Below are 16689 nucleotides of genomic sequence, written 5' to 3' on the forward strand. Positions count from 1 at the left end.
GGCCCGAACAGGGAGGTTCGTATGAAAAGGGTTGGATCCATAAGCGTTGTTGCGATCGCGGTGTGCCTTGCCACGCCGGCGCTCGCTCAGCAGGCCGCCGAGGAGCAGGCTCAATCAGGCGGTCTGGAAGAGATCGTCGTCACTGCGACCAAGCGCTCTGAAAATCTACAGGATGTGCCGGTCGCGGTATCGGCAATCTCCGCCTCGGCGCTTACCGCCAAGGGGGTGTTCGACACATCGGACCTCAACGCCTCGATGCCCAATCTCCAGGTGTCATCGGCCTATGGCTCTCAGCAGCCCAATTTCACGCTGCGCGGCGTCGGCGTGGGGACCGAGCTGAGCGCCAGCGCGGCTTCGCCGGTCGGCGTTTACGTCGACGAGGTCTACCAGACCTTCCGGGCGAGCCAGGGGCAGCAGCTCTACGATCTGGAACAAGTCGAAGTGGTGCGCGGGCCCCAGGGCACGCTCTATGGCCGCAACACGACCGGCGGCGCGATCAACTTCATCACCCGCAAGCCGCAGATGAAGGGCGCCAATGGCTATCTGACGCTGGGTTACGGCAATTACGATCGCAAGAGCGCCGAAGGCGCGATCGAACTGACGCCAGTAGAAGGCCAGTTGGGCATCCGCATCGCGGGCACCTACGTCAAATCCGATCCCTATATCCATAATCTGATGCCAGCCGGGCTCAACACCACTGCCGCCGCTGGCGCTTCCGGTCTCAACTATGCAACCGGACGCGATCCCAATGGTGACGAAAGCTACGGTATTCGCGGCACGCTACGCTTCGCGCCAACCGATACCCTCGATGTCACCTTGAAAGGCTATGCGGCCAAATCGACCGGCGGCGTCGCCGCGTCACTGGGCGCGGGCCCCTCGCGTGCCAACCCAGAGGTGATCAACTACGAGAACCCGGCTTTCCCGTTGGCGCCCCTGTTCCAGTTACTCGGCGACAATGGCGCCGGGCTGCTGCCCAGCACCTACAGCCGGGTCGGCTTGTCCGACACGCAGATTGAGCAGGACACGATCGGTCGCGCTGTGACGCGGGCCGAGGGCGCGGTCCTGACGGTGAAGGCCGAGCTTGCCGACAAGCTCAATCTCACCTCGATCACCGGCTATGACTCCGGCCTCTATCTCCAGACCGCGACGGACTGCGACAGCGGCCCCTTGCGCCTGTGTTCAAACGGCTATCGCTCGTCCTTCGAGGCCTTCAACCAGGATCTTCGTTTCGACTACAGCAGCGGCCCCTTCAAGGTGATCGTCGGTGCCTATTATGGCTGGGACAGTGTCACCTCCGACAATGACATCGACATCTTCAATTTCCTGAGCGACGTGCGCGCGGCGGTCGGCCTGCCCGCGACCTGGTTTAACCCTGCTGGCGGCTTCAACGGCACCGCGCTCTCGGCTGGCTCGGTTCCGACTGGCGTTCGCGGCAAACAGCATTTCAAGCAGAACCGTGAAAGCTGGGCGATCTACAGCGAAGGGAGCTACGAGCTCACGCCAACGCTCAAGCTCACTGCGGGCCTGCGCTACACAACCGATACCACCGACTACAAGGATGGCCTCACAACCTATTATGACGATGCCGGCAATGCCCGGATGCTGGCCGTCTCCGCTTACGGGGCGCCCTATTTCCTTGCGCCGGTGCGGAACGAAGCCGGAACCGTCGTCATTCCCGCGACCGCCGATCCCTATCCAGGCGGGATCAACAAGAGCGGCAAGACAAGCCGCGTGTCGGGACGCGCCATCCTCGACTGGAAGCCGGTGGACGGCGTCATGCTCTACGGCAGTTACAGTCGCGGCTATCGCGCCGGCACGTTCAACGGGCTCGCCTATATCAGCTCGCCGCAGGTCTATTTCGTCAAGCCTGAGGAGGTGAACGCCTTCGAGGTGGGCTTCAAGACCCGCTTCCTCGACAATCGGCTGCAGATCAACGGCAGCTTCTTTTACTATGATTACAAGAACCAACAGAGCCAGGTGGTCGATCCGAGCGTGACCGCCAACATCATCACGCTCGACGGGACTATGAAAGGCCTCGAACTCGACGTCGAGTTCGCCGCGACTAATCGCCTCACGCTCAGCGCCTCGCTCGGCATCCTCGACAGCAAATATAAGGGGTATGATCAGGCCGCATGCGCCGCGCTCAACCTGAGCGGCCTCTTCCCCGCGCAGGATGGCTCATGCGTTCAGTCGGGGGCCGGCAACGTCAGCGTGGGCGGCAACCCCTTCCCCTATGCGCCCAAGACATCGGTCAATCTCGCCTTCGACTGGGATGCGGTGGATATCGGCGAGGGTAAGATCAAGGTGCATGGCGACACCGCCTATACGGGGCGTTTCTACTACGACACGTTCAAGGATTACAGCCGCGGTGTCCTGCCCAATCTCGCGAGCGGGCAGTATACGCAAGGTGAAGGCGATTATTGGGTCTTCAACAGCCGCATCAGCTATGTCGCGGACCGTTACACGCTCTCGCTCTGGGGCAAGAACCTGTCGAACAAGCTCTACTTTCCGGCCGGCTATCCCAATGAAGGCATCACCGGTGCGGGGTACATCGTACGCGCTCTGCCGCGCACTTACGGAGTCGAAGCCACATTGCGCTTCTGACGGCAACTGGGAGGGGAGGCTCTGTCTTCCCTCCTCCTTTCGACTTGAGCCGATAACAGAATGAAGGCCGGCCCTTGGCGGCAGCCGTTCATTGATGATCTGGAGTAATCTGTGAAGACACGTGCAGCCGTCGCATTCGAAGCGAAAAGGCCCCTCGAAATCGTCGAAATCGATCTGGAAGGGCCCAAAGTGGGTGAGGTGCTGGTTGAAATCATGGCGACCGGAATCTGCCATACCGATGCCTATACGCTGGACGGGTTCGACAGTGAGGGAATTTTTCCGTCGATCTTGGGACATGAGGGTGCGGGTGTCGTGCGCGAGGTCGGTGCGGGCGTGACGTCCGTGAAACCCGGCGACCATGTGATCCCGCTCTACACGCCCGAATGCCGCCAGTGCAAAAGCTGTCTTTCGGGCAAGACCAATCTGTGCACCGCCATCCGCGCGACCCAGGGCCAAGGGCTGATGCCCGACGGAACGACGCGCTTCTGCTACAAGGGGCAGCCGATCTTTCACTATATGGGCTGTTCGACCTTTTCCAACTTCACTGTCCTGCCGGAGATTGCTGTAGCGAAAATCCGTAAGGACGCACCCTTCGACAAGAGCTGCTATATAGGCTGCGGCGTGACGACCGGCGTTGGGGCGGTCTTCAACTCTGCCAAGGTCACGCCTGGTTCCAACGTCATCGTCTTCGGCCTGGGCGGCATCGGCCTCAACGTGCTGCAGGCCGCGCGCATGGTCGGCGCCGACCGTATCATCGGTGTCGATCTCAACGACGGCAAGGCGGACTGGGGCATGCGCTTCGGCATGACCAACTTCTACAACCCCAGAGGTAATAGCACGGCGCAGGTCGTCGCCGATCTCGTGACCCTCACCGATGGCGGCGCCGATTATACGTTCGATTGCACCGGCAACACCGAGGTGATGCGCCAGGCGCTCGAAGCCTGCCATCGAGGTTGGGGCGTTTCCACCGTGATCGGTGTGGCTGAGGCGGGCAAGGAGATTTCCACCCATCCATTCCAGCTCGTCACCGGTCGTGTGTGGCAAGGATCGGCTTTCGGCGGCGCCAAGGGCCGCACCGACGTGCCCAGGATCGTCGACTGGTACATGCACGGCAAGATCGAGATTGACCCGATGATCACCCATGTCCTCAGTCTCGAAGAGATCAACAAAGGCTTCGACCTGATGCACGCCGGAACAAGCATCCGCAGCGTCGTCGTGTTCTGATGACGTCCGTCCATCAAGCCCATGGGAGCGACGGCCCTGACGGCTCGGTCCCGCACTCGCGCGCCGCAACGCGACACATCGATCCCCAGATCGTCCAGCGGTTAAGGAAGCGCCTGCGTTCGCGCAAGCCCGACCACATCATGGAGCAGTTCGGCATCAGCCTCAACACTTGGCTCAAGCTGCTGGCGGGAGTGCCGATCCGCGCGAGCGTCGCCGACCGGTTGCTCGATCGCTTTGGCAATATCGAAGAATTTAACTGAAGGAGAGTATAAAATGGCAGTCATTTCTGGCGACAACGTTTTTCCGCATGTCTTAATCGGCGCCGCCGATGTCGAGGCGTCAGCCAAATTCTACGGTAGCGCACTCGGCGCAATCGACATCAACAATCTCGGCCCCTTCGGCAATGGCTGGGTGCTTTACGGCAAGGACAAGCCAGCCTTCATCATCGCGCGTCCCGGCAATGGCGAAGCGCCATCGAGCAACGGCGTGACCATCGGCTTTGCAGCCGGCAGCACTGAAGAGGTCGATGCCTTCCACGCAGCTGGCCTCGCAAACGGCGGTATTGACGAGGGAACGGCGGGTCTGCGCAGCCATCTCCCGGGCGCCTATGCCGCCTATCTGCGCGATCCGGCGGGCAACAAGATTTGCAGCTATGCATTCACCAAAGCTGGCTGATTGCGTGTCACTTCAGGATGTCGTAACGCATGCGATCAACAGCTCGATGGGCATCCTCGCGCAGGCTTATTTTGCGCTGCTGTTCGCCCGATCGCTCAAGGTCGCGTCGAAGATCCCTGGCGATCTGCGCGATCGTGCTGAAAGGCTCATGACCCCAGGTTCCGCGATCCATCGACCGGCAAGAGTCATCGCCGCATCCCGCCTATCCTATCTGTTTGCGGTCGATCCGGACTGGACCAAAGCTTGGCTGATCCCAAGTTTCGACTGGGCAGCTTCGGAAGGCGAAGCATCGGCGGTTTGGCAAGGTTATACTTGGCAGCCGCGCATCGATGAGAAGCTCTAGCCCGTCATCCGTCCTTATTTCCCGCAGGTCTTCCAGGATGGGCATCTCGAGACAATCGGCGAGATGGCAAAGCCGCTTGTCCAACTGCTGATGCTCGTGGTCCTCGACATCGAGAAGAACGGGATTCCGAACGATGTGGTGCGGGCGGCCTTGCGCGCCATGACCGACAGGCATCGCGCCGAGGCATTGTCCTGGATAACGCATTTCCTCGCGTAGTCCGAAGAGCCGGAGAAAGAGGGTGATACCACCGGAACTGCCAAGACGGCCTATTCCATCTGGTCGCGGCGGGTTGTCCCCTGGATCGCCAATATCTGGCCGCCCGAGCCGGGCATCCAGTCCGGATCAACCTCCGAGCATTTTGCGCAGATTGCGATCGTGACGGACACGAGGTTTCCGGAAGCTGTCGAGGCGATCATCCCCCATCTCGTGCGCACGAACGCTTATTATGAGCTCGATCGGCTGCGGCATTCCGCTCATCCCGACAACTATCCAAGGGTCGTCGTTCGCCTGATTGATGCGCTCGCCGAGCGGCAGACGTTAAGCTACGACACGCGAGACCTTAGCAATATCCTGCACCGCGTGCGTGCGGCGGATCCGACAATCCTCAATGTCGGCGCCTTCACCGAGTTCAGCAATATAGTGATGGCGAACCCACCGGCGACATGACGCTACCAGAGATAGCCATCAGTACTTCCCCGCACCCCCCTACCTGTGTGTACGTGTCGCACGTTGATTTCAGCACCACCGTGCATTGCGGGACAGACGACTATCGGCGACAAGGAACGATAGGAGAACGTGCGTGATGATGGACCGAAGGGCTTCAACGCACGTATGAGGTCGGACAGGCGGGCGGAAATAGATGAGTGAGTTCTGGAGGGTTATCAATATTCCATCCGACGACAAGGTGTTCGAGCAAAACTGCGTCTTGCTTTTCGCCGGGATTCTGAACGACCCAAAACGTCAAGCTCTATGGTACGCGGGGGAAGAAGCAGTCCGGGCTGGACTTGATAGGCCGACAATACCGCGACCCTGACCAACCCGTAGCCGCCTATGGGCCGCCGTTCGTGAATGGCCAGGACAAACCTGAAAGCGGCATTCGAATGATGGTATAGCATCCCCGTTGATGATGATCTGCCCCCCGCTGAGTGGCCCGGAGACTATGATAGTCTGAACCACGAAAGGGACGACGAATGCGGAGCAAGAAGCACAAGCCGGAAGAGATTATCGGCAAGCTGCGTGAAGTTGAGATTGTGCTGGCACAGGGAGCGAGCACGGCCGAAGCCTGCCGCCGGATCGCGGTCAGCGAGCAGACCTATTATCGCTGGCGGAAGGAATATGGCGGGCTGAAGACCGATCAGGCGCGGCGGATGAAGGATCTGGAGAAGGAGAACCAGCGGCTTCGCCGTGCGATTTCCGATCTGACCCTGGACAAGCTGATCCTGCAGGAGGCGGCAAAGGGAAACTTGTAAGCCCCGCGCGGCGGCGACGCTGCATTGATCATGTGCGACGAGAGTTTCCGGTATCCGAGCGACGGATATGCCGGGTGCTGGGTCAGCATCGATCGACGCAGCGCAAGGTGCCGCGCGGGGCGGATGACGAGCAGGCGCTGACGGAGGACATCATCGCACTGGCAAAGCAATATGGTCGATACGGCTACCGCCAGGTGACGGCGTTGCTGTGCCATGCGGGTTGGACGGTGAACCATAAGCGGGTCTAACGGATCTGGCGGCGTGAGGGGCTGAAGGTTCCGCAGCGCCAACCAAAGCGCGGGCGTCTATGGCTCAATGACGGATCCTGCATCCGCCTGCGGCCGGAATATCCGGGACATGTATGGGCCTACGACTTCGTCGAAGGGCGCACGCATGATGGCCGCAAGCTCCGCATCCTGACCATCATTGATGAGGCCAGCCGGGAGTACCTGGCGCTCATCGTGGCGCGTCAACTCAAGCATGAGGATGTTCTGGCGGCCTTAGAGCCTGATCCGACACTAAGTTGAGTGGTATCAATGGGTTAGCTTGACGCTAGCACCCGTGCCGAGGTCGTTAATGTCGAGAAATCGAACGTTGTTTGGGTGGATCACGGCGGTGAGCGGCGTAAGTTCGGCGACATGACCGCCGGCGGAAGACTACCGCATATTGTGGTAACGTCGGTGAAGCATCGCGCCGGGCCATATGCGAGCGCGCCGATCGCGCGGGCGCGCTTATCGTGCGACAGCGACGATCCCGCATAGCCGATATCAAGCTTGTGCGTGTCGCGCCCGCGCACGTCACCGTGTTTGTCGAACATGCCCTTCGAGCAGGAGGATCGACAGGCTCAGCACATCAGCCGTGGGGCGCGCGCCGGTCCTCCTCATAGGTATCGAGCAGCGCATCCGGTGCGCCCGCCGACCCCGCCGCGGGCTCTTATCCCAGATTATAGCGGTCCTGAATGCTGATGTTGTGGGTCTGGCCCCCGGTGGGCGGATGAATGAGCGCGGCGTCGCCCACAAGGAACAGCCGATCCGCGCGATAGCGCTTGGCCAGCCTCACATTCATTGCGTAGGCCAACGACCCGGAAACCGAGCGCAGCTCATCGCTCCTGCCTGCGCTCGGGAATCATTGGGTTGAGCCCTTCGGGCGACGGGTCGGGATCGCCTTGCAGCGAAATGGGCGCCTGCCGGAAACAAATCAGTGCCAGCGAGCGGGCAGATGGCGACGCGCCGGTCCAGGTCGCCATCGTTGCACTGGTGCCAAGCATCGCGTGCCAGACCGCTCAGGCGCACGTCGGCTACGATTGCGCGCACCCCCAGCGTCTTGCCGAGAAATTCGATCGCCAACGCCACGCGCACGACGTTGTGTCCGCCATCGGCGCCGATGCGATAGCGCGCATTCCAAAGAGATTCACAGAAAGTCCCACGTCGCGCCCAATGTCCATTCTTTGGCGGGATCGCGAAGCATATTGGCATGATCTCAAAGTCGCAAAAATCGAACCGCCGCTAATAGGTAGTGCGAAGCATTAGCAGAGTATCAAGGGAATGGCGAATGGCTGTCTATCGCGCCTCCATCGTGAGCGGCAGTGCGTAACATGCCGTCGAGCCACCGCCCCGCACCGATACGAACTGTCGTCAAGCCGGTCCATCTGGACGATGACGCGCTGCGCGAGACGCTTGTGCGTAATCCGCGCGCCGCTGCCCTAGCAATCCGCAAGGCGGCGCAGGAGGGCTCTGCCGCAGCGCAGGTCATCTATGGCCAGCTCTTGCTCAACGAACGGAGCGTCGCGTGCGATCCGGACGCCGCGCTGCTGTGGTTCGAGCGCGCGGCCGCGCAGGGCGACGCCGAGGGGTGGAACATGGCGGGGCGCTGCCATGAAAAAGGCTGGGGTATCCCTTCCGACTATTCCAGGGCGGCCGTCCATTTCGAGGAAGCGGCCAGGCGGGGGCATCTGTGGGGTAAGGTCAATCTTGCTCAGATCCTCATGCGTCTTGGCGATCCCGGCGATCGGCCGCGCGCCTTTGCATTGTTCAAGGAGGCAGCCGATCGGGGCCATCTTAAGGCGATGAACTCATTGGCACGCTGTTACGAGGAGGGCTGGGGCACCGCGCCCGACCCAAGGCGCGCGGTGGACACGTACAAGCAGGCGGCAGCGCGCGGCGATCATTGGGCGCAATTCAATATGGCGACATTGCTCATGCACGCAGGAGAGGCCCATGCGGCCCGGCTGCTGGTCCGCCAAGCGCTGCTGCGCTCGGACGACGGGTTTCGCCGGCGCGTGGCTGCGCTGCTCGTCGAAAGTGACGATGAGGTGCTGCGCGAGATTGGATATGCAGCCCTCTCCCTGTGCGATGCCCGCGCCAATACTCCAGACCTCGTGCCGGATGCTCAGGAGAGGCTTCGACACGCGCGCAAGCAGAGGGGGCCTGCGGGCTTCCCGCACGTTGGCTGCAAATCGACGGCAGGTGCGACCAGACACACGGGCTGATCCACACACTTAAGAAACAGGGAACATCTATCTCGATGACCGATACACTTTCATCGGGCCAAAACGGGGCCGTCTTGCGCCAGGCTAGAACCGCCGCGGCCCTTTCCGCCAGCCTCGCCAGCGGCCTCATGCTATTTGGCGCCGGCGAGTCTCATGCACAGGACACGACGCAGCAGGCCTCCGACCAGCCCGTCGAGCTGGGTCCGGTTCGCGTGGAGGGAGACGACGAAAGCAACAAGAGCCCCAACATGTTGCGTCACGGCACCGGTCTCGACCGTCTGCCGAGCGACGTCCAAGGCACGCCGCAGACGATCACTGTGATTCCGCAGGTCGTGATCCAGCAGCAGCAGGCAACCACGATTGACCAAGTCCTCAAATATGTGCCCGGCGTCACAGTCGCTACCGGCGAAGGCGGCGGCGGTATGAACGGGGACGCCTTTCGCATCCGCGGCTTCGATGCCAAGGGCGATCTATACGTCGATGGCCTGCGCGATTTCGGCGCCTATGTCCGCGACAGCTTTGCCGTCGAAAGCGTCGAGGTACTCAAGGGCTCTTCCTCGCAGAGCTTCGGCAACGGGTCGACCGGCGGGGTGATCAATCAGACGAGCAAGACCGCCCATCTGGGCGATAGCTATGGGCTCGAGGGGACATTCGGCTCCGGTCCTCAGAAGCGTATCGTCGCAGACGTCAACAAGCAACTTGGCGAAACCACGGTCCTGCGCGTGGTTGGCATGTGGCATGACCAGGATAGTGTCGATCGCGATGACGTCTATTCCAAGCGCTGGGGTGTGCTTGGTTCGCTCGGCATCGGCTTTGGCACCAGCACCACATTTACGATCAATTACCTGCATCAGGAGGGCAGACGGCGGCCCGACATGGGTGTTCCGATCCTTGCCCTGCCTGCGGGCGTCAGCGGATATGGGCTTCCCGTTACGGAATATGGCGTGCCGCGTAGCAACTTTTTCGGCAAACAGACTGATCGCGACCGTACCAACGTCGATATCGTGACCGCGCGCTTCCGCACTGAAGTGAACGACTGGCTGACCTTTTCAAACGACACGCGCTTTGCCAGATACAGCCGCTACATGGCCTTCACGCCCAATATCTGTGGCACAGGGTTCGGTGGATTTGCCGACTTCGGAACCTGTTCGGCCGATGTTCTTCAAGGCAATCTCAACACGGCGTTTACAGTATGGCCGGTCGTCGGCGTGCGCCAGACAAGCTCAGGCGGGCAGAATATCACGACGGCGACCGCCCGGTTCAGGACCGGCGCGCTCAGGCACGAACTGGTCGCCGGCGTCGACGCCTACTTCCAGGACAACAAGTTTGGAAGCCTGTCAGGATCGATGCCGCGCACCGGCGGCACGCTGCTCAATCCCGATTTCCGTAACCCGCCGGGCTTCACTATCAGCGATGCGCTCGGAATCGTAAAGGCCAAAGCCTGGAACATCGGCCTGTTCGCAAGCGACCAGATCTGGTTCACCGATCAGATCTCGATCGTCGCCGGTTTGCGCTGGGACAGCTACAACGCCAAGACATCGACGCAAAACAGCACGACGGGAACCTTCGGTCCCTGGGTCAAGGGCGACACGCAATTCCTCAGCCCCAAGGCTTCGATCATTTTCGAGCCGACGCCGGGTCAGAGCTACTATGTCAGCTATGCACGCTCCTTCACCCCGCAAGGCCAGAACCTGAGCTATCAGGGTTCGGTGTCGACATCACAGCCCGGGCTGTCGCCGGACAGGAACTATACTCTCGAGGTCGGGGGTAAATGGAGCCTGATCAAGGATCAGCTCGGGCTCACCGCTGCGGCATTCCGCACGATCAAGGATCGCGGCAGCTATGAGGATCCGCTGACAGGCGCATCGGTGCTGGTCGGCGAGAAGGATCGTGTTCAGGGCATCGAAGTCGGTATCACCGGCAAGGTGGCACCGGCCTGGGACGTTCAGGCCTCCTATACCTATCTTGCCAGCAAGATCCTCAAAGGTGGACCCATCGGGCCATTCAACCCAACGGATTCGACAGGCAACCCTGTCGCTTATGTGTCGAAGAATAATGCCGCCGTCTGGACAACTTATGATGTCGCCACCCTTATCCCGGACCTGCCGGGCAAGCTTCTGATCGGCGGGGGCCTCAATTACCGCAGCTGCTATAGCGCCGATCCTAACAAACTTTTTCGTATCCCCGCCGCGACGACGGTCGATGGGCTAATTTCCTGGGAAAATGACAACTACCGGGTGGCGCTCAATGTTACGAACATCACCAACGAGCTGACATATACCTCCGCCTTCTTCTACCGTGCGGAAGTCGCTCCGGGACGGGCCTTTACGGGATCGTTCAGCGTGAGGTTCTAAGCATCATGCTGGTAGAGATACCCGATGTCCTGCCCGGCGATGATTTGGCCGAGATCCGCCGCATCATCGAGGCGGCGGATCTGGTCGACGGCCGCGTCACCGCCGGCGAACTGGCAGCCCAGGCCAAACACAATCTCCAACTTCCGCAGGAGGGTGATGCCGCGCGCGTAGCCGGCGAAATCGTCATGAGGGCCTTGGCGCGCAATGCCCTGTTCAACAGTGCGGCCCTCCCCTTTCGCGTCCTGCCCCCGCTGTTCAATCGCTATGACGTCGGCATGAAGTTCGATGCCCATGTCGATGGCGCGATCCGCTCCATGCCATGGTCTGGACCTCGCATGCGGGCCGACGTGTCGAGCACCCTCTTCCTTACCGATCCCGCAGATTATGACGGCGGCGAACTGGTCATCGAGCACAGCTACGGCACTAGCAGCGTCAAGCTGGCGGCTGGATCAATGGTCGTCTATCCCGCCGGCAGCCTGCACCGCGTCAATGAGATCACGCGCGGCAGCCGCTGGGGCGCCTTCTTCTGGACGCAGTCGGTCGTGAAGGATGAGGGGCTGCGCTCGCTACTTTACGATCTAGACATGGCAATCATCGACGTGCGCCAGAACCTGGGACAAGATACCGCCGGCACCCTGAGCCTGACCGGTGTCTATCACAATCTCCTGCGCCGCGCGGCGGAGTTATGAGCGAGGATATGGCGAGCGTCGATGTGCCCATCGATACCAATTCTGACGATCATAGCGCATCCCATGCAGATAAAGATCGAACGGCGGCCCGGGTGACGCCAGTGGAGCGCTCGGTCTACCAGCTCGCTGGCCCCCATAAGAAATACGCGCTGGCTATCACCGCCAGCCTGCATGCTGCCGCCCTCGCTGCCTTCCTTATCTGCAAGGCGCCGACCAACATCGCCAGCCGTTCGGCACCCCTGGTCGTCAACTTGCTGCCGCTGAACGATCCGCGACCCGAACCCGGAAAGCCCGCGCCACCGCAGCCGCGCACCAAGGTCAAGCCGGTGCCCCTCCCTCCGTCGCCGCAGGCCCCGGAGCCGGCCCTTCCGGCGGCTGCAATGCCCACCTCATCGGTCATGATTCCCAATGTAACGTTGCCGTCCGTACCGACCATGTCGCTACCGCCGCCGGTGGCGGCGGCTCCCGCCATGGCGCCACCGGCTGATTCCGGCACCAGGAGCGGCAAGGACAGCTGGGAAGGCCGGGTTTTGGCGCGCCTCGAGCGGTTCAAGCAGTTTCCGGCGTCTGCGCGCAGTCGGCGCGACCAAGGCGTCGCGACGTTACGATTCCGCGTCGATCGCCAGGGCCATATACTGTCCTCCTTAATCCAACGCAGCTCTGGCAACGCCGCGCTGGACCAGGAAGCCCTTGCCACCCTCGCCCGCGCCGAACCGCTTCCTGCGATACCCCCTGAGAGGCCCGACGAGATCGAGTTGATCGTGCCCGTCGAGTTCTTCCTGCGTCGCAGCTAAGGCCTTCTGGCGCGCGGAAGCGGCAAGGTTATCCTATTTTGACTATCGATATTGATATGCCGTCATCAAGATGGGATCCTTCGCAGTTCCGTACGTCCGTGTTCAAGATGATTGACAGGCAATTCCGCGTAAAAACGAGTGGTGCGATGTCAGAGGCGGATGCCGAAGTAGTTGATCCAGAGGAGATTCCACGCGCCGTGTCCGCAGTGGGCATGGCGTTAGTGACCAAGGGATTTGAGCAACGGCCCCATGCACATCGCAAAGGACAGCTTACTCTTGCTGTACGTGGTTTGGCCATATGCGCCGTCGAAAGCGGGCTTTGGATGGTTCCTCGCCAATGCGCGCCCTGGATGCCAGGGGGGATGGAGCACAGCTTATGTTCCGTCGGCGATATCGAACTTTACATCCTCTTTGCCGATAACGAAGTCATGATGCGGCTGCCGGAGGACCGCTGCACGTTCTCGATCATGCCGCTCATCAAGGAGCTGGTGGCTGACGTTTCGCGTCTGCCCCCGCTACATGACATCGATGGTGCAGACGGCCGCCTGGTCCAGACGATGATCGACCAATTCGCCAAGGCGCCGGTCAAGCATCTTCACCTTTCGATGCCGACCGATCCGCGCCTGCGGATGCCCTTGGCGTTCCCCTGGGCGACATAACCCACGAGCAAGAGAAGCCTCCAGAGCGGCCTCGGACGAATCGAACATTGCGCGTGAGCGGCGCTACCCGAAGGCACCAATGGCAGAAGAACGCAAGCATTTGGCAATTTTGCACAAATCCTTCGTTGATCGACGTGGCTAAGAATGCCTGTGACTAAATTTTAGCGTGGGCTATCGAGGATCGTTGCAATGTCAGACAAAGAAACCGCGACTCGCGAAACCGGTGCGCGCGAACCGGGCGCTATCGGTAAGGCACTGATCCGATTTTTCATGCGCGATGCCAAGGTGGGGAATTGCGAGCATTTGAGCAATAATTTCCATATGCTCGGTCTGGAAGGCCCGGAACTGAAAAACGTAGCGTGGAAGGCGGGCGAGAAAATTCAGGTCGCGCTGGGACCTGCTTTTACGACGAGAACATATACACCGATCGAGTGGGACAGGACCGCTGGCATGACACGACTTCTAGTGTATGCGCATGCCGATGGTCCGGGCAGCGAATGGGTACGCCGCGCCAAGACCGGTGACCCCTGCCATATCTTCGGTCCGCGCTCTTCGCTCGACCTTCAGTCGCTGCCTGGCCGCACGATTTTGTTTGGCGACGAAACATCGATCGGCCTAGCGCTCGCTTATCGGACGGCTCATGGGCATCCTCCCAGCTGCGTGCTGGAGGCAAATTCCTCAGCAGAAACCCTTTCTGGTTTGCGCGCGGCAGGGCTCACTCAGGCTCGCGTTTTCGAGCGCAGAGCGGATGACGCACAACTCCGCGCAATGCTTGGGGAATTTGATTTAGCCGACGAAAGCGCAACATATGTGCTGACCGGCAAAGCCTCGTCTGTCCAGCGATTGAGGACGCTGCTTCGCGGCGCGAATGTCCCCGGCTCCCGGATTTTGGCCAAGGCATATTGGGCACCCGGAAAAAAGGGGCTCGATTAGGCAGAACGGGTCGAGTCATCGATGGTGGCATCTTCCTGCCGACCAGCCCCTTCACCATCCCTTTCCATTGGCGCAGGCTGCTTATGATTGCGCCACGACCTAAGATACTGCCCGCGGGTTGGCCCAGCGCTTTCTTGAAAATAGTGATGAAGGCGCTGGCGCCTTCGTAGCCCAGGGCATAGGCTGCCGACTGTTCCGGGCAGCCTTCGGTCAGACGTTCGATTGCGAACTGAACCGCGCCGGATTTGCCGGAGGCGTTGGGTTGTGAGTCACGCTGCCATATCGATGTTGTCCGCGGCAGCATAATATTGATCTTCGGCTTCGGCAGGCGGGATGTTGCCGATAGGCTCCAGCAGCCGGCGATTGTTGAACCAGTCGACCCATTCGAGCGTGGCATACTCGACCGCTTCGAAGCTGCGCCACGGTCCTCGCCGGTGGATCACCTCGGCTTTGTAAAGGCCGTTGATCGTCTCAGCCAAAGCATTGTCGTAGCTGTCGCCGACGCTGCCGACAGACGGCTCGATCCCGGCTTCGGCGAGGCGCTCGGTGTATTTGATGGACACGTATTGCGACCCGCGGTCGCTATGATGGATGAGGCCGCCCCGATGGGCCGGCCGTCGATCATAAAGCGCCTGTTCCAGCGCATCGAGGACGAAGCTTGCGTGCGCTGTCCTGCTGGCTCGCCAGCCTACAATCCGCCTGGCGTAGGTATCGATGATGAAAGCGACGTAAACGAAGCCGGCCCAGGTCGCGACATAGGTAAAGTCGGATACCCACAGCATGTTCGGCGCTGGCGCGTAGAACCTGCGGTTAACGTGATCGAGCGGGCAAGCTGCTGCCTTGTCGCTGATGGTCGTGCGCACTGGCTTGCCCCGGATCACTCCGGCCAAGCCCATCTCGCGCATCAGCCGGGCGACCGTACAGCGGGCGACGGGCACGCCCTCCCGCATCATCTGCCGCCACACCTTGCGCACGCCGTAGACCGCGAAGTTCTCGGCGAACACGCGCGCGATCTCCGGCTTGAGGGCCGCATCCCGCCGCGCCCGCGCCGACAAGCGTGTCGGATCCTGTCGCTGCGCGACGCGCTCGTGATAAGTGGATGGGGCGATCGGCAGGACGCGGCAGATCGGCTCGACCCCATAGGCATCGCGGTGATCGTCAATGAACGCAATCATCGCCGAAACGGGCGGTCGAGCTCCGCCTGAGCAAAATATGCCGATGCCTTGCGGAGAATCTCATTGGCCTGCCGCAGTTCGCGAACCTCGCGCTCCAGCGCCTTCACCCTGTCGGCAATTTCGGCTGGGACACCCGCCCGCTTACCGCTGTCGACCTCAGCCTTCTTCACCCACTCATGCAGCGTCGGCGGTGAGCAGCCGATCTTCTCGGCAATCGATACCACCGCGGCCCAGCGCGATGGGTAATCCCGCTCGTGATCCAGCACCATCCGGATCGCTCGCTCGCGTACTTCCGGCGCAAATTTGTTCGTCGTCTTGCTCATATCGGCTCCATCTACTCAAGAGTTGGAGCCTCCGACAAACCCGGCGCGGTTCAAACAGGATCTGGAACTGCTGGCGACAGCGCTCAAAACTCATGCCTGTCTGTGCAATGACAAGGCGAAACAGGCTTCGCTCGCTCATGGCGATCTGATGAGCCCGTTCGCCCACGGTGCTGCGATTGGCTGGATCACAAGTGAGTGTGTTGGCGATCATCCGCCTTGTCGTTCCCGAACAACAATCAACTGCCCGTGTAATCCGCCAAACGCGGCAACCGCCGCCCCTGCAGGGCGTTGGCCGCGCTAAGGCGGCTCGCCCCCGCCAGCGGTAGATTCTCGTTCTCGTTCTCGCCTCTCGCCCCATCCCGTCCTCGAACGGGACCAGCCCCTCCGCGAACGTATCGCCGCCTCGATGCGCGCGCAGATCCTTAATGTTCACAATGCGGGCCATCGCACCATCGCGCAATTCGAGACCTGGCTTTGGTATCGGGGCCTCTACCGCAACGGATAGACCGCCTCGCGCGCGCCTTCGATGCGGTTTATCCAGTGCAGCCCACCGTCGAGGCAACGCGTCAGGATCGCCATGTCCGGATACCGCATAAACCAAGGGTCACCCTTTTTGGGGCGATCCTGGCCGTTCAGTTCCCTTGCAAGGCGGCTTGCAAAGCGGGCGGCGGCTTTCGCCTGATTTCCGCGCCGTTTCGGTTATTCCTAAAGGTTCCCAACTGTGCAGCTTATCGTGATTGTCTCGGCATTCAAAAATCGGCCGTTCTGAAACACCGAACTTTCACTGACGCCTTTGGTCCAGCCCGCAGAAAATGTCAGTTTGCCCGTGCTTGTAAATCTGCCCACCATGAGGTTATTGTAGGTCAGCATTTCCTAGCCATTCGCGTCGATTTTTATCGATGCCCTACTGACGTTGCCATTGGCGTCACCGTCCGTCGTTGTGCCGGTGCCTAACTTGG

At 60.9% G+C, this 16689-nt stretch carries 15 protein-coding genes, 1 pseudogene and 1 other annotated feature; of the genes and pseudogenes, 13 read left to right on the forward strand and 3 right to left on the reverse strand.

The features are described from left to right. Positions 1-21 precede the first annotated feature (21 nt). The 7 genes and pseudogenes from U5A89_RS01460 to U5A89_RS01490 all read left to right on the forward strand — a co-directional run. Positions 22-2604 (forward strand): TonB-dependent receptor, encoded by a 2583-nt coding sequence (locus U5A89_RS01460; RefSeq protein WP_338159442.1) that lies wholly within the window; start codon positions 22-24, stop codon positions 2602-2604. 111 nt (positions 2605-2715) lie between these two features. After that, a complete protein-coding gene (locus tag U5A89_RS01465; RefSeq protein WP_338159443.1) occupies positions 2716-3828 on the forward strand; it encodes an S-(hydroxymethyl)glutathione dehydrogenase/class III alcohol dehydrogenase in 1113 nt (370 codons plus the stop codon). A gap of 234 nt (positions 3829-4062) precedes the next feature. Beyond that, positions 4063-4503, forward strand: coding sequence for a VOC family protein (locus U5A89_RS01470; RefSeq protein WP_445190602.1), 441 nt, complete (start codon positions 4063-4065; stop codon positions 4501-4503). A 46-nt stretch (positions 4504-4549) separates the two neighbouring features. Beyond that, the gene (locus U5A89_RS01475; RefSeq protein ID WP_338159444.1) at positions 4550-4846 is read left to right on the forward strand and encodes a hypothetical protein; all 297 of its coding nucleotides are present in this window, start codon (positions 4550-4552) and stop codon (positions 4844-4846) included. A gap of 90 nt (positions 4847-4936) precedes the next feature. Then, positions 4937-5062 carry a hypothetical protein gene (locus tag U5A89_RS01480; RefSeq protein WP_338159445.1) on the forward strand — a complete coding sequence of 42 codons (126 nt, stop codon included), beginning with the start codon at positions 4937-4939 and terminating at the stop codon, positions 5060-5062. A gap of 159 nt (positions 5063-5221) precedes the next feature. Further along, positions 5222-5512, forward strand: coding sequence for a hypothetical protein (locus tag U5A89_RS01485; protein WP_338159446.1), 291 nt, complete (start codon positions 5222-5224; stop codon positions 5510-5512). Between the two features lie 524 nt (positions 5513-6036). Next, positions 6037-6818 (forward strand): annotated as a pseudogene (locus tag U5A89_RS01490) (IS3 family transposase); the annotation flags it as partial. A 104-nt stretch (positions 6819-6922) separates the two neighbouring features. Here U5A89_RS01490 and U5A89_RS01495 read toward each other — a convergent pair. Together U5A89_RS01495 and U5A89_RS01500 are read right to left on the reverse strand one after the other, a co-directional pair. Then, on the reverse strand, positions 6923-7132 hold the full coding sequence (locus U5A89_RS01495) for a hypothetical protein (RefSeq protein WP_338159447.1): 210 nt from the start codon (positions 7130-7132) through the stop codon (positions 6923-6925). A gap of 116 nt (positions 7133-7248) precedes the next feature. Beyond that, positions 7249-7392, reverse strand: coding sequence for an FAD-dependent monooxygenase (locus tag U5A89_RS01500; protein ID WP_338159448.1), 144 nt, complete (start codon positions 7390-7392; stop codon positions 7249-7251). 601 nt (positions 7393-7993) lie between these two features. Between U5A89_RS01500 and U5A89_RS01505 the strand changes: the two genes are divergently transcribed. The 6 genes from U5A89_RS01505 to U5A89_RS01530 all read left to right on the forward strand — a co-directional run bounded on the left by U5A89_RS01505 (position 7994) and on the right by U5A89_RS01530 (position 14232). Then, a complete protein-coding gene (locus U5A89_RS01505; protein WP_338159449.1) occupies positions 7994-8803 on the forward strand; it encodes a tetratricopeptide repeat protein in 810 nt (269 codons plus the stop codon). 35 nt (positions 8804-8838) lie between these two features. Beyond that, on the forward strand, positions 8839-11157 hold the full coding sequence (locus U5A89_RS01510; RefSeq protein ID WP_338159450.1) for a TonB-dependent receptor: 2319 nt from the start codon (positions 8839-8841) through the stop codon (positions 11155-11157). A gap of 5 nt (positions 11158-11162) precedes the next feature. Next, on the forward strand, positions 11163-11846 hold the full coding sequence (locus U5A89_RS01515; protein WP_338159451.1) for a Fe2+-dependent dioxygenase: 684 nt from the start codon (positions 11163-11165) through the stop codon (positions 11844-11846). Next, positions 11843-12640: an energy transducer TonB family protein gene (locus U5A89_RS01520; protein WP_338159452.1), complete on the forward strand. Its 798-nt coding sequence runs from the start codon at positions 11843-11845 to the stop codon at positions 12638-12640. Before U5A89_RS01515 ends, U5A89_RS01520 begins: the two co-directional genes overlap by 4 nt. A 38-nt stretch (positions 12641-12678) precedes the next feature. After that, positions 12679-13299 (forward strand): AraC family ligand binding domain-containing protein, encoded by a 621-nt coding sequence (locus U5A89_RS01525; protein WP_338159453.1) that lies wholly within the window; start codon positions 12679-12681, stop codon positions 13297-13299. A gap of 189 nt (positions 13300-13488) precedes the next feature. After that, the gene (locus U5A89_RS01530; RefSeq protein ID WP_338159454.1) at positions 13489-14232 is read left to right on the forward strand and encodes a siderophore-interacting protein; all 744 of its coding nucleotides are present in this window, start codon (positions 13489-13491) and stop codon (positions 14230-14232) included. A gap of 269 nt (positions 14233-14501) precedes the next feature. On the opposite strand, the gene U5A89_RS01535 is transcribed toward U5A89_RS01530, so the two are convergent. Beyond that, positions 14502-15730 (reverse strand): IS3 family transposase gene (locus U5A89_RS01535; RefSeq protein ID WP_338159455.1). Its coding sequence is split into 2 segments (ribosomal slippage): positions 14502-15442 and positions 15442-15730, totalling 1230 coding nucleotides; the frame shifts between segments, so codons are not numbered across the junction. Next, positions 15333-15449 (reverse strand) — a sequence feature (AL1L pseudoknot). Its footprint overlaps the gene before it by 117 nt. Positions 15731-16689 lie beyond the last annotated feature (959 nt).

This window comes from Sphingobium sp. HWE2-09 (genome assembly GCF_035989265.1).
GTDB lineage: Bacteria > Pseudomonadota > Alphaproteobacteria > Sphingomonadales > Sphingomonadaceae > Sphingobium.